Raw genomic sequence first — 13793 nt, 5'->3', positions numbered from 1 at the left:
GATGAATGTTGTAGCTAGGTTCAAGTGACAGGAGGGTGGCCGGCAGGCCACCCGGCCCATCAATTCAGCGCAAAGTTGACCGGGACGCGGACGCGACCTGCAGCTTTCTTCCCGCCCGATTCGGCTGCGTTGAAGCGCCATTTACGGGCGGCTTCCATCGCTGCACGGTCCAGATCGCGGTTACGGCTGGACTTTTCGACCGACACATTGGTGACGTTGCCGTTGGCATCGACATCAATGATCAGGATCACTTCACCCTGGATACCTGCGCGGAACGCGGCCGGCGGGTAACGCGGGGGATTCATGGCCTTGGACGAGATATCGACGCTGGCCTCGATGGAACTCGGCGGCTGCGGCGGGCTCGGCGGACTCGGCGGCGTGACGATGTCGTTCGGACGCGGTTCCGGCACGTCGATCACCGGCGCCTGCGGCGGCGGCGGCACCGGCGAGGGCTTGGGCGGCGACAGGTTCTTGACCGGCGGCGGCGGCGTTTCAGTCGGCGGCGGCGGCGGCGGCGGCGGTGGGGGCGGCGGCGGAGCGTCGACCAGGGTCACCATGATGTTGCGTTCCTTCTCCGTCACAGCCTTGGGGGCCACGGCGGGGATGAGGAGCAGCATCAGGGCGGCGAGATGCAATGCGATTACAAAGGCGATACCCACGATGCGCGGCCAGCTGAGGCCGGTGTCATCGCGTTGTTCGTACCTGTGAACGACTAGTTGTTCCGTCATGCGCCAAGAGCTCATTAGTGGGGCCGGGTACCTGGGGACAGATAGCCCATGATCAGCGGTGCATGACACCGCAGGAACCTCCAAGCTTATACCAATCCTGAGCGCCTGCGCATCACTCACGCAGGCGTTCAGGCGTTATTCCTACTTACTTCAGGTTGATGATTTTCTTGGCATCCGCCTGGTTCTTCACACCCTTCGCCAGCGCCTGCTGGGCGGCCGTCTTGGCCTCCGGAATGCGACCTTCCGAATGCAAGACACGTGCCAGGTTCAAGTAGGTTTCACCGTCCTTGGAAAGCGGGGCGGCCTTCTGCCACGCTTCGATCGCCTTTTCGACCTGCGGCGGTTCCGAGTAGTAGTACGCCTGGGCCTGGGCCAGATACACCTGGTAATCCGGCTTCAGGATGCCCTTCTGCAGGCCGTCGTTGATCACGGCGATGACCTCGGCTTCCTTCTTGTCCGAGTTGGCGTAGATCGAGTACGCCTGCTTGTACTCGCGCTCCTCGGTCAGCTGGCCGCCCTTGAAGAGCTTGTCCATGACCGCGCCGGCCTTGTCCATCTGGTCGGCCTGCAGGTACATGCTGGCCAGGTTCATCTGGGCCTTCTTGTCGGCCGGGTTCTTGGCGGCAAGGGCTTCAGCCTGCTTGACCGCTTCACCGGTCTGGCCGGACTCGGACAGGGCGGCCATCAGCAGCTGGTTCCAGTTGTCCTTCGGCTCGGTGGCACCGGCGATGGCCTGCTGGATCACCGGCACTGCTTCCTGGTAGCGCTCGAGCTGGTACAGGGCCTGGCCCTTGATGATCAGCTCTTCCGGCTTGGTCGACTTGGTTTCAGCGAAGTACTTGTCCAGGGTGGCCAGGCCTTCGGCAAGCTGGTCGTCCTGGATCTGCAGCTGGCCCAGCATCAGCATCGACTGGAAGTGGCCGTTGTTGTCCAGGCCATTGAATTCCAGCACCTGCAGCAGGTACTTCTTGGCAGCGGCGTTGTCGTCGGTGTTGTAGGCAGCCTGCGAGGCGAGCTGCGCGGCCAGCGACTTGTCATACGCATTGGCGGCGCTGTTGCCCAGGATTTCATTGGCCGCGGCCAGCGTCTCGGGGAACTTCTGATCGTTGTAGCTGTCGATCATCTTCTGCAGCTGCTTGCCCAGCTTCGGCGATGCCTTGATGTCCGGCTCGGCGCGGGTGGCCTGCGGGTACAGCGCTTCAGCCTTGGCCTGGTCCTTCTTGCCACCACGGCGATCGGCGCTGCGATCGGTGGAGCGGGTCTGGGCGACGGCGTCAGTGACCACAACGCCACCAATGGCGGTCGCGATGAGGACGGAAAGCACGGCTTGCTTGTGGTTGCGGAAAATCATCTTTCACCTCGATCGAACCGCCGCGGCGGCATCAAAACGGACTGTCAGAAAAATCTGAGCCGCCAAACGTATCAGAAACCGATGGCGTGAGAAATCGTTTCCGATGCTGCAATACAGCATCCTTTAGTCGAATCACCCGCACTTCGGGCGCCGTCCAGCGGCCTGGGCCTGCTGGAAAACGCCGGTCAGGGCGGGGGCATCGCGTTGCAGCTCCCGGATCCGGTTGGCCGGGTCCGGGTGGGTGGACAGCCATTGCGGGGAACGCCCGCCGCTGGCGGCCATCATGTTCTGCCACAGGTTGACCGCTTGGGCCGGGTCGAACCCTGCCTCGGCCATCAGCCGCTGGCCGACCACGTCGGCTTCGCTTTCCTGGGTGCGCGACCCGGGCAGAAGGAAGGCGGCCTGTGCGCCGGCACCGCCGAGCTGGTTGACCGTGCTGGCCGCACCGTCGCCGTATGCCGCGCCGGCCAGCGCACCAAGCACGGCCAGGCCGGTCTGCGCGCCCATCTGGCGGGTGAGGCGCTCTTCGTGGTGGCGCGAGATGACATGGCCGATCTCATGCCCGATCACGGCGGCGAGCTGGTCCTGGTTCTTGGCCACGGTGAAGATGCCGGTGTTCACGCCGACCTTGCCGCCGGGCAAGGCGAAGGCGTTCGGCTCGGCATCGACGAATACCGCGGTCTCCCACCGTACGCCACGGTACTGAGGCGGCAGCTGCGCGACCAGCGCATTGACCACGCACTGCACGTAGCCGTTCTGGCGGCCGTCGCTGCTGATCTTCTGCTTCTGTTTGGTTTCGGCGAAGGCCTGCGCGCCAAGCTGGTCCAGCTCGGCCTGCGATACACCGCCCACCATCTGCTTGCGCCCGGTGGGCGAGGTGGTGGTGGCGCAGGCGCTGAGCGCCAAGGTGATGACAAGTCCGAGCAGCAAGGGTTTCAAGGCGGGGACTCCCGTGTTCATGTCTGCAGTGTGGCGGGCCGAATGTAAGGTTTTGTCAAACCGTCGAGTCAATGCAAGCCCAGGAATACCAGCGCGGCCAGGGCGATGGCGTTGTTCAACGCATGCGCCACGATCGGGGCCCACAAGGTGCCGGTACGCTGGTAAAGCCACGCGAACGCGGCGCCCATGCCGCCGTACACCAGCCACAGTTGGGCGATTTCCCACGGGCCGTTGGCACTGGTGCCGGGCACTTCGTGGACCAGCGCGAACGCCAGGCTGCTGAGCAGCATGCCCAGCCATGGGCGACCGGCCTGCCACAGGCGGCCGAACAGCACGCGGCGGAACAGCAGTTCTTCGTAGGCCGGAGCCAGCACGATCGCGAACAGGGCCAGGAACCACGGGAAGCGGGCCAGTGCCTGTTCCATCAGGGCCAGGTTGGTGGGTACCGGTTCAATGCCCGCCTGCCGGGCCAGCCAGGCGATGCCGTTGCTGCCGATGATCACGCCCAGCGCAACCAACGCGGTCCAGCCCCAGGTGGACGGCCGGCGGGCCGCCTCAAAGGAGGCGCGGCGCTCGGTGGCGTCGGCACGGCGCCTGAGGAAGTACAGGAAAATCGCAGCGCCGCCGGTGGCGAACACGGCCATCAGGATCTGCGCGAGCGCGCCAGGTTGGCCCATCTGCTGGGCCAGCGCTTCGGCCGCTTGCGCGCCGGTGTCGCGGACCACGATCACGGCGCGGTAGAGGCCCCATAGCAGGCCGCTGGCCATGCTCAAGGCGAGCAGCGAGAGCGTGGCGATACCGAGATCGATCAGGAATCCCGCGATCGGGGAGCCTGGTTTCCGTTGGGGCGCCTTGGGCAGGGCGGGCGGCAGCGGAGGCGTGGTGGACGCCGGGGCGGTAGCGGACATCGGGTTCCTGGCAGCAATAGGCGGTGGCCAGGCCGGTTGCAGGTCGCAACCGGCCGGCCCTGAGCCGATTGTGTCAGATATCCAGGTTGGCGACCCGCAGCGCGTTGTCTTCGATGAAATCGCGGCGCGGCTCCACCACGTCACCCATCAGGGTGCTGAAGATCTGGTCGGCCGCCACGGCGTCCTCGATGCGCACCTGAAGCAGCCGGCGCGTATCGGGGTTTACGGTGGTGTCCCACAGCTGTTCGGGATTCATTTCGCCCAGGCCCTTGAAGCGCTGGATCTGGCGACCCTTCTTGGCTTCGTCCAGCAGCCAGTTGCGGGCATCGGCGAAACCACCGATCTCCGACGACTTGGCACCGCGGACGATCTTGGCACCTTCACGTACCAGCCCGTGCAGCAGCAGCGAGGACTGGTGCAGGGCACGCAGTTCGCCGGTTTCGAAGGCCGACAGCGGCAGCACCTGGATCAGCTGTTCGCCCATGTGGCGACGGGTGACCAGCAGCGCAGCCGGACGCTCTTCGGTGGGTTCCTGCAATTCCAGGCTGAAGCGCGGCGAGCCCAGGCTGCCCTGGTTGAGGCGCTTGGCCAGTGCGGCCAGGCCTTCGTCGGCGCCGGCCTTGCGCAGGTGCTCCAGGTCCATCGGAGTGAAATCGACCAGGGCTTCAAGCACCTGGCGGTCGTAGCGATGGGCATTGCGGCCGATCGCTTCCTGCGCCGAGGCGTAGGCCAGCAGCAGCTTTTCCAGGGCGACGCCTTCGATGGCCGGCTCGTTCTCGGCCGGAATCAGCGAGGCGTTTTCGACCGCGTTGCTGGCCAGGTAAGCGTCCAGCGCGGGGTCGTCCTTCAGGTACAGCTCCTGCTTGCCCTGCTTGATCTTGTACAGCGGCGGCAGGCCGATGTAGACGTGGCCACGCTCGATCAGCTCCGGCATCTGCCGGTAGAAGAAGGTGAGCAGCAGGGTGCGGATGTGCGCGCCGTCGACGTCGGCGTCGGTCATGATGATGATGCGGTGGTAGCGCAGCTTGTCCGGGTTGTACTCGTCGCGGCCGATGCCGGTGCCCAGCGCGGTGATCAGCGTACCGACCTGGTCGGAGGCCAGCATGCGGTCGAAGCGGGCACGTTCCACGTTGAGGATCTTGCCGCGCAACGGCAGCACGGCCTGGTTCTTGCGGTTGCGGCCCTGCTTGGCCGAACCACCTGCGGAGTCACCCTCGACGATGAACAGTTCGGACAGCGCCGGGTCTTTCTCCTGGCAGTCGGCCAGCTTCCCGGGCAGGCCGGCGATATCCAACGCGCCCTTGCGGCGGGTCAGGTCACGCGCCTTGCGCGCGGCTTCGCGGGCGCGGGCGGCATCGACGATCTTGCCGGCGATGGCCTTGGCTTCGTTCGGGTTTTCCTGCAGGAACTCTTCCAGGCGCTGCCCGAACGCGCTTTCCACGGCCGGTCGCACGTCCGAGCTGACCAGCTTTTCCTTGGTCTGGCTGGAGAAGCTGGGGTCGGGCACCTTCACCGAGAGCACGGCGATCATGCCTTCGCGCATGTCGTCGCCGGTCAGGTTGATCTTGGCCTGCTTGGCGATGCCGTTCTGCTCGATGTAGTTGTTGAGCACACGGGTCAGCGCGCCGCGGAAGCCGGCAAGGTGGGTACCGCCGTCCTTCTGCGGGATGTTGTTGGTGAAGCAGTACATCGTTTCCTGGTAGGAATCGGTCCACTGCAGCGCCACGTCGACGGTGATGCCGTTGGATTCGCCGGTGACCGAGATCACGTTCGGGTGCAGCGGGGTCTTCAACTGCGCCAGATGCTCCACGAAGCTGCGGATGCCGCCTTCGTAGTGGAAGTCGTCACGGCGGCCATCGCCACGCTCATCGACCAGGACGATCTTGACCCCGGAGTTCAGGAACGAGAGTTCGCGCAGGCGGCGCGCCAGGATCTCGTAGTGGAACTCGACGTTGTCGTGGAACGCGACCACCGACGGCCAGAAGCGCAGGGTGGTACCGCGCTTGGTGCTGGCTTCGACCTGGTCCAGCGGGCTTACCGCCGCGCCATCGGCGTATTCCTGATGGAAGTGGAAGCCGCTCTGGAAGATATCCAGGGTGAGCTTCTGCGACAGCGCGTTGACCACGCTGACGCCGACGCCGTGCAGGCCGCCGGAAACCTTGTAGCTGTTGTCGTCGAACTTGCCGCCCGCGTGCAGCACGGTCATGACTACTTCGGCAGCGGACACGTCGCGGCCGAGCTTCTGGCTCATCTGTCCGTGCTTGCCAGTGGGAATGCCACGGCCGTTGTCGGACACGGAGACCGAGCCGTCGGCGTGGATCGTCACCGCCACGTGGTCGGCGTGGCCTGCCAGCGCTTCGTCGATGGAGTTGTCGACGACTTCGAACACCATGTGGTGCAGACCGGTGCCGTCATGGACGTCGCCGATGTACATGCCGGGCCGCTTGCGGACCGCCTCCAGGCCTTCCAGGGCGGTAATGCTGTTGGCGTCGTAATTGCCGGTAGGTGCCGGAGTGTTCTGTTCTTCAGTCATTGCGCTTGCCATAGGCTCCGCAGTTCGGGCCGCCGCAGGAAGCGGGGCGCCGATGGATAAGGGGTTGCAACAGCAATTATACCAGCCGGGCGCTTCGGCCCCTGCCGGCACTATGGCACAAGCTGGACCTGGCCATGTTCCACGTGGAACCGGGTGATATCGGTGCGGTCCTGCAGCGCGGCGGGCGTTTCGGTGGCGGTGATGAATATCTGCGCCGGGCCTGCGCGCAGACGATCAAGTACCCGGGCTTGATGGGTACGATCCAGCTCGGACGCGAGGTCATCCAGCGCGATTACCGGCCATTCGCCGCGCTGTTCTGCGTAATCCTCCGCCTGGGCCAACAGGCAGGTGAGGGCGGTGAGTTTGGCTTGGCCACGCGAGAGCGCGTCGCGGCCGGGAATGCTGGCAAACCCCACGCTCCAGTCGGCCCGGTGCGGGCCCACGGAGGTGTAGCCCGCCAACCGGTCACGTTCCCGGGCCAACAGGAGGGCGTCGGACAGGGAAAGCTCGTGTTTGCGCCAGCCGGGGCTCAGGGTGAGTGACTGGATGCCCAGATTCGGGGCCAGATCCTGCGCCAGGCCAATGGTTCGGTCCTGCAGGCGGTCCAGGTAGTGCTGGCGCCGGGTGGTGAGCGGTTCGCCGGCTTCTGCCAGCTCGCGGTCCCATGCATCCAGTGCATTCGGGTGCCCGCCTTGCTTGAGAAGGGCGTTGCGCTGCTTCAGGGCCCGCGAGTACCGCCGCCAGAGGGCGAGGAAGTCCGGTTCCACGTGGAACAAACCCCAATCCAGGAACCGGCGACGCGGCTCGCCGCCACCGCTGACCAGCGCGTGGCTGCCCGGCTCAAACGTGACAACGGCCAAGGCAGCACAAAGGTTTCCCAACTGCGCAACGTCTTCGCCATCCAGCCGTCCCTTCCATTCCTGCCCGCTGTGGCGCAGCCCGGCCTTGCGGCGCGTGGCCGATTCCGCCCCTGAACGCTGTTCGTCCCATTCAACGAAGACATCCAGCGCGTCCTGGCCCTGGCGCACCAGCCCATCCCGCACGCGACCGCGGAAACTGCGCCCGTAGGCCATCACGTGCAGCGCTTCCAGCACACTGGTCTTGCCTGCGCCATTGTCGCCAGTGATCAGGTTGATGCCCGGTTGCGGGGCCAGTTCCACGCTGTCGAAGCGGCGGATCTGGTGCAGGGACAGACGACGGATGTGCATGCGATCGAATTTGCGCCGCAGATGCGGCAAGAGAGGCTGGGGGAATCGATCAGCTTACTGCATCGGGGTGGATTCGCCGCACGTTCGAGACGCCGTGAATTCTTTGAAATCTGAGAGAGCGTCAAGGGTGAAGCCGTGCAGATTTCAAGAAATTGGCGCGCTGTCGGGATGGGGTGCCCGAGGGCCCGATGCGATTACCCGCTCGATTCTTTGAAATCTGAAACGCGGGGCAGGGTAGGCGTTCTCAGATCTCGCGAGATTGATGTCTTCCATTTCTGGCTATCCACAGGGGGGCTGTATGACTTATGCACAATCTCTGCGCAATCTGTGGAAAAAAAAGGCACCTTGGGTACCTCTGAAAGATATCCACAGGTTGAACCCCAGACTCAGACCCTGTTTTACCGGGGGTTTCAGTACCAAATTTCCCTTTAAATTCAAGTAGATAAGGTACTTTTCAACCAAATCTGGCTCTACCACCACCACCTAGCTTTAGATTTATATACAGTTTTTAAAAGCTTAGAGCTGGGAATCAGGCGGCAAACCCACGCGTTGTGCGAATCTGCTGAACCATGACCTGCTTGGCCGATCTTGTCGTGAGATTCGAACGTCCCCCGCCGCGAGAAGGTTCGGTTGTACAAGCGCAGCGGCAAAAAGCAAGATCAAAAGCAGCAACGCGCGGCGTGGCTCTCCTCGTGCTGCTTGCCTGATGATCCACGTGGAACGTCTGGGCAAAAAGAAACCCGGCGCTTGGCCGGGCTTCCAGGTTACCGCGGTTCCACGTGGAACCAAGCATCCGGTCAGAGACGCAGCGGCATCACCACGTGGCGCGACTTCTCGCTGCTGGCTTCGCGAACCAAGGCCGAGGAGTTGGAGTCGCGCAGCTGGATGACCACATGCTCGTCGCGCAGTGCGGACAGGGCATCCAGCAGGTAGTTCACGTTGAAGCCAATGGCCAGATCGCTCACGGTGGTATCCGCTTCGATCTCTTCCTGGGCTTCTTCCTGCTCCGGGTTGTGCGCGCTGATCTTCAGGTTGCCCGGCGAGACTTCCACGCGGATGCCGCGGTACTTCTCGTTGGACAGAATCGCGGCACGCTGCAAGGAGGCACGCAGGGCTTCGCGATCCACCTTCACTTCACGGTCGGCACCGATCGGAATCACGGCCTCGTAATCCGGGAAGCGGCCATCGATCAACTTGGAGGTGAAGGTCACATCGTCGCGCTTGACGCGCACGTGGCTGCGGCCGACTTCCAGCTCGATCTCACGATCCCCGCTTTCCAGCAGGCGCTGCAGTTCGGTCACGCCCTTGCGCGGCACGATGATCTGACGCTTGGCGCCACTGGCCTTTTCCAGGTCGGTTTCGCACAGCGCCAGGCGGTGGCCGTCGGTGGCAACGGTGCGCAGCGCATCGCCGCGCAGGTCAAACAGGAGGCCGTTGAGGTAGTAGCGCACGTCCTGCTGGGCCATCGCGAACGCGGTGCGTTCGATCAGCTCCTTCAGGGTGGCTTCGCCGATCGCCACGCGCTCGGTGGCTTCCACTTCGTCCACCGACGGGAAGTCGTTGGCCGGCAGCGTTGCCAGGGTGAAGCGGCTGCGGCCGGCCTGCACGGTGATCTTGTCACCGGTCTGCGAGACGGTGATCCGGCTGCCGTCGGGCAGGGCGCGGATGATCTCGAACAGTTTGCGTGCCGGGATGGTGGTCTCGCCGTCCTGGGCATCATCCACCGCGATCCGCGACACCATCTCCACTTCCAGGTCGGTACCGGTCAGCGACAGCTGCCCGTTCTGGACCTGGACCAGGAAATTAGCCAGAACCGGCAAGGTCTGGCGGCGTTCGACCACGTTGACGACTTGTGCCAACGGCTTGAGAAAGGCTTCGCGCTGCAGTGTGAAACGCATGTGGTTCCGTGCCCCTATGCTTTAAAAAGATGTGGAATAAATCAAAAGCTTGGTGGTGATGGTAGAGCCAGAATCGCGGGAAAACACATCTAAGTATTTGTAAATAAAGGCTTTTATCGCCTCGAAACCCTCTGCACTACTACCCCCCAAGGGGTGGGGAAGCCTGTGGATAAAAATCCCGCCAACTCAAACCAGTTTTTTATCCACAGCCTGTCCCTCGCTTACACCCGGATTTTGCACCGTTTTATGCGATGACGCCTATGCGGCGTACATGCATCATTCGCTCAACTTCCGGATCAGCTTGTCCCAGTCTTCCCGCAACTTGCCGTCGGTCTCCATCAACGTCCGGATCTGCCGGCACGCATGCAGCACCGTGGTGTGGTCACGACCGGCAAAGGCATCGCCGATTTCCGGCAGGCTGTGCTCGGTCAGCTCCTTGGTCAGGGCCATGGCGACCTGTCGCGGACGGGCCAGTGAGCGGGTCCGGCGCTTGGACAGAAGATCCTTGATCTGCAGCCCGTAGTAGTCGGCCACGGTTTTCTGGATGTTGGGAATGCTGATGGCCTGCTGCTGGGCACGCAGCAGGTCGCGCAGGGTTTCCTGGGCGAAGTCGGTGGTGATCGCGCGGCCGGTGAAGTTGGCACGGGCGGTCAGGGTATTGAGCGCACCTTCGAGGTCGCGGACATTGGAGCGCATCTTCTTGGCAATCAGAAACGCCACATCGTCGGGAATCTCAGCACCGCGTTCGCGGGCCTTGGCCAGCACGATCGCGGCGCGCGTTTCGAAGTCCGGCGGCTCGATGGCCACCGACAGGCCCCAGGCAAGTCGCGACTTCAGGCGCGCTTCCAACCCTTCGACTTCGCGCGGGTACCGGTCGCAGGTGAGGATGATCTGCTGCTTGCCGTCGAACAGGGCGTTGAACGTGTGGAAGAACTCTTCCTGGGTTCGGTCCTTGCCGGCGAAGAACTGGATGTCATCGATCAGCAGCGCGTCCACCTGCTGGAACTGGCGCTTGAACTGATCCATGGTTTTTTCCTGCAACGCACGGATCATGGCGCTGAAGAACTGTTCCGAACGCAGGTACAGCACCTTGGCGGCCGGATTGGCCTGGCGCATGGCGTTGCCGGCGGCGAACATCAGGTGGGTCTTGCCCAGGCCGGTGCCGCCGTACAGCAGCAGCGGGTTGTGCGCCCGGTCGCCCGGTTTCTGGGCGGCCTGGAACGCTGCGGCCAGGCCCAACTGGTTGCTGCGGCCTTCCACGAAGTTGGTGAAGGTGTAGTGCGAATCCAGGTTGCCGGCGAACGGCACCAGCGGCTCAACCGGCGCAGCGGGCGCCGAATGGCCCGGAATCGGCGCGATCTGCGCCTCCACGGCCCGCGGACGCGAGCCGATTTCAAGAAAAACGTCGCCAAAACCGGCGAAGTGCGCCAGCAGTTCCTTGATCCGCGCCAGGTACAGCTCGCGGACCTGGTCGACGATGAAGGCGTTTGGCGCATAAAGCACCAGGCTGTCCGCGCGCAGATCGGCCTGCAGCGGCTTCAACCAGGTGTGAACATCTTCGGGCGGGAACTCCGCCTCAAGGCGTTCGAGACAACGGGACCAGGCATCCATCGGCAATAATCGTCTGGGGCCGGCGGTTGGGGCGCAGAAAGCCGCCGTGCCGCAGGCCGGAAGGGGAAAGAATGGATGGCGCAGCCTACCACCGACGCGGGGTGCCGGGAATGGTTGTCCCGAAGTTATTCACAAAATGATCCACAGCTATTGCACAGGCCGGTGAAATCCCGTAGTGACATGGGCTTGACGCGCCCCGGGGTAGGTCTATAGAATTTCCGGTTCTTTCCGTCCCCTTCATATAGAGGCCCGCATGGCCACCAAGCGCACTTTCCAACCCAGCAACCTCAAGCGTAAGCGCGACCATGGCTTCCGTGCCCGTATGAAGACCGCTGACGGCCGCAAGATCCTGTCGCGTCGCCGCGCCAAGGGCCGTAAAGTCCTGAGCGCTTGATTGCAATGCCGCTTCCCGCGGCAGACGCAATCCTGACTGTGAGCAGTTCCGACCCGCGCAAGCGATTTCCTCGCTCTGCGCGGGTTCGTACGCGTGCCGAATATACAACGGTCTTCAACGGCGCCCGCCGTGTGTCCGAACCGCTGATGACCCTGCACTGGCTGAAGAGCGACACGCCGGCCAGGCTGGGTCTTGCCGTTTCGCGCAAAGTCGATCCCCGAGCCGTGGGTCGCAACCGTATCAAGCGAGTGCTGCGCGACGCCACCCGCCACCTACGGCCGTGGATGACGTCCGGCGATTATGTCGTGGTTGCCCGCAGTTCCGCCCGTACCGCAAGTAATTCCGAGATCCGCCAGGCCTTCGAGCGCCTGCTGCGCCGGCTGGGCGCATTGCCCATGCCGGGCGCGGACGGCACAATGCCGCCGCCCGGGGTTGCACCCCTTTCCCAGTCCGAGCCGGCACCCGCTGCCGGCCCCGTCGAGCCTGCACGCTGATGAACCAGACCCGCGTTTTCCTGATTGTTGCCTGGCTGATGGTGGCCATCCTGCTGTGGATGCAGTGGGGTAGCGACAAGGCCCAGCCGGCGCCCACCGCGCCGGTGGCCGCCCAGACCCAGGCACCGGTGCCGGGTGCAACGGGCGCCGTCCCCGCTGCCAACGTGCCGCAGGCCCCGGGCAGCGCCCCGGCCACCCAGCCGACCGCGCAGGCCCAGGCCGGCGCGCCGCGCGTGACCGTGACCACCGACGTGCTGCGCCTGGTGCTCGACGGCGGCTCCGTGCTGGATGCGGAGCTGCTGCAGTTCCCGCAGACCAAGGACGACGGCAGCCCGCCGGTGCGCCTGCTGACCGAAGACCCGGCCCACCCGTACCGCGCGGTGACCGGCTGGACCAGCCAGGACAAGAGCATGCCGGTGCCGGAAGCCAACGGCTTCACGCTGGTGGGCGATGCCAAGGACTTCGTGCTGGCCAAGGGGCAGAACGAACTGCAGATCCCGTTCGTGTGGAATGGTCCGAATGGCGTGAGCATCCGCCGCACCTTCACCGTCAACCGCAATGAATACGCGGTCAAGGTCAAGGACGAAGTGATCAACGCCGGCACCGCCCCGTGGAGCGGCTACGTGTACCGCACCCTGGACCGCACGCCGACGATCCTGTCGCGCAGCATGACCAACCCGGACTCGTTCAGCTTCAACGGCGCCACCTGGTTCGACAAGGACGGCAAGTACCAGCGCCGGGCTTTCAAGGATTACCTGGACGATGGCCCGCTGAACCAGCAGGTCACCGGTGGCTGGGTGGCGATGCTGCAGCACCACTTCTTCACCGCGTGGGTGCCGCAGAAGGACCAGGCCGCGAACTACTCGCTGTCCCAGCATGATGGCCGCGACCAGATCCAGGCCACCGGCCCGGCGTTCACCGTGGCCCCGGGCCAGCAGGTGAGCAGCGAGGCACGCCTGTGGGTGGGCCCGAAGCTGGTCAACCAGATCGCCAAGGAAGATGTGCCGGGCCTGGATCGCGTTGTCGATTACAGCCGCTTCTCGATCATGGCCGTGATCGGCCAGGGCCTGTTCTGGGTGTTGAACCAGGTCCACAAGGTCGTCAACAACTGGGGCTGGGCCATCGTGGGCCTGGTGGTGCTGCTGAAGCTGGTGCTGTACCCGCTGTCGGCGGTGCAGTACAAGAGCGGCGCCAAGATGCGTCGCTTCCAGCCGCGCATCGCGCAGCTCAAGGAACGCTATGGCGATGACCGCCAGAAGTTCCAGACCGCGATGATGGAGCTGTACAAGAAAGAGAAGATCAATCCGATGGGCGGCTGCCTGCCGATCCTCATCCAGATGCCGATCTTCTTCGCCCTGTACTGGGTGCTGGTGGAATCGGTGGAACTGCGCCAGGCCCCGTGGCTGGGCTGGATCCAGGACCTGACCGCACGCGACCCGTACTTCATCCTGCCGGTGATCAACGTGGCGGTGATGTGGGCCACGCAGAAGCTGACCCCGGCACCGGGCATGGACCCGATGCAGGCCAAGATGATGCAGATGATGCCGCTGATCTTCGGCGTCATGATGGCCTTCATGCCGTCCGGCCTGGTCCTGTACTGGGTGGTCAACGGCGGCCTGGGCCTGCTGCAGCAGTGGTGGATGACCAAGCGCCACGGCGGCGACCCGGTCCCGGCCACCGCCAAAAAGTAATCGGTAGCAGACGACCGTTGGTCGTCTGGCTTTCAAAA

The 13793-nt window shown here is 64.1% G+C and carries 11 protein-coding genes; 3 read left to right on the top strand and 8 right to left on the bottom strand.

From position 1 onward, the window contains the following. Positions 1 to 59: 59 nt before the first annotated feature. The 8 genes from AC06E7_RS06740 to dnaA all read right to left on the bottom strand — a co-directional run bounded on the left by AC06E7_RS06740 (position 60) and on the right by dnaA (position 11176). Positions 60 to 728 carry an energy transducer TonB gene (locus AC06E7_RS06740; protein ID WP_068848031.1) on the bottom strand — a complete coding sequence of 223 codons (669 nt, stop codon included), beginning with the start codon at positions 726 to 728 and terminating at the stop codon, positions 60 to 62. 145 nt (positions 729 to 873) lie between these two features. Beyond that, positions 874 to 2079, bottom strand: coding sequence for a tetratricopeptide repeat protein (locus AC06E7_RS06735; protein WP_093535445.1), 1206 nt, complete (start codon positions 2077 to 2079; stop codon positions 874 to 876). A gap of 132 nt (positions 2080 to 2211) precedes the next feature. Beyond that, entirely contained in the window at positions 2212 to 3018 is an 807-nt protein-coding gene (locus AC06E7_RS06730) for a M48 family metallopeptidase (protein ID WP_093535447.1), read from the bottom strand. A gap of 68 nt (positions 3019 to 3086) precedes the next feature. Next, positions 3087 to 3926 carry a CPBP family intramembrane glutamic endopeptidase gene (locus AC06E7_RS06725; RefSeq protein WP_449324598.1) on the bottom strand — a complete coding sequence of 280 codons (840 nt, stop codon included), beginning with the start codon at positions 3924 to 3926 and terminating at the stop codon, positions 3087 to 3089. 73 nt (positions 3927 to 3999) lie between these two features. Beyond that, on the bottom strand, positions 4000 to 6459 hold the full coding sequence (gene gyrB / locus AC06E7_RS06720) for a DNA topoisomerase (ATP-hydrolyzing) subunit B (protein ID WP_093535451.1): 2460 nt from the start codon (positions 6457 to 6459) through the stop codon (positions 4000 to 4002). A gap of 110 nt (positions 6460 to 6569) precedes the next feature. Further along, entirely contained in the window at positions 6570 to 7667 is a 1098-nt protein-coding gene (gene recF / locus AC06E7_RS06715) for a DNA replication/repair protein RecF (protein WP_068848021.1), read from the bottom strand. A 797-nt stretch (positions 7668 to 8464) separates the two neighbouring features. After that, complete coding sequence (gene dnaN / locus AC06E7_RS06710; protein ID WP_068848019.1) at positions 8465 to 9565, bottom strand: DNA polymerase III subunit beta; 1101 nt, start codon at positions 9563 to 9565, stop codon at positions 8465 to 8467. Positions 9566 to 9841: 276 nt separating this feature from the next. Continuing rightward, positions 9842 to 11176 carry a chromosomal replication initiator protein DnaA gene (gene dnaA, locus AC06E7_RS06705; protein ID WP_068848017.1) on the bottom strand — a complete coding sequence of 445 codons (1335 nt, stop codon included), beginning with the start codon at positions 11174 to 11176 and terminating at the stop codon, positions 9842 to 9844. Positions 11177 to 11429: 253 nt separating this feature from the next. Here dnaA and rpmH point away from each other — a divergent pair, with 253 nt between their 5' ends. From rpmH to yidC, 3 genes are read left to right on the top strand one after another with little or no spacing between them, the layout of a single operon-like run. Continuing rightward, on the top strand, positions 11430 to 11570 hold the full coding sequence (rpmH, locus tag AC06E7_RS06700) for a 50S ribosomal protein L34 (RefSeq protein ID WP_006404565.1): 141 nt from the start codon (positions 11430 to 11432) through the stop codon (positions 11568 to 11570). Between the two features lie 5 nt (positions 11571 to 11575). Next, positions 11576 to 12064: a ribonuclease P protein component gene (rnpA, locus tag AC06E7_RS06695; RefSeq protein ID WP_083214014.1), complete on the top strand. Its 489-nt coding sequence runs from the start codon at positions 11576 to 11578 to the stop codon at positions 12062 to 12064. Beyond that, positions 12064 to 13755: a membrane protein insertase YidC gene (gene yidC, locus AC06E7_RS06690; RefSeq protein WP_068848015.1), complete on the top strand. Its 1692-nt coding sequence runs from the start codon at positions 12064 to 12066 to the stop codon at positions 13753 to 13755. The genes rnpA and yidC overlap by 1 nt, the downstream gene beginning before the upstream one ends. Positions 13756 to 13793 lie beyond the last annotated feature (38 nt).

Source organism: Stenotrophomonas sp. Steno-Z4, assembly GCF_056393145.1.
The sequence above is the reverse complement of the archived record's forward strand: the minus strand, read 5'-3'. Positions and strand labels throughout refer to the sequence as shown.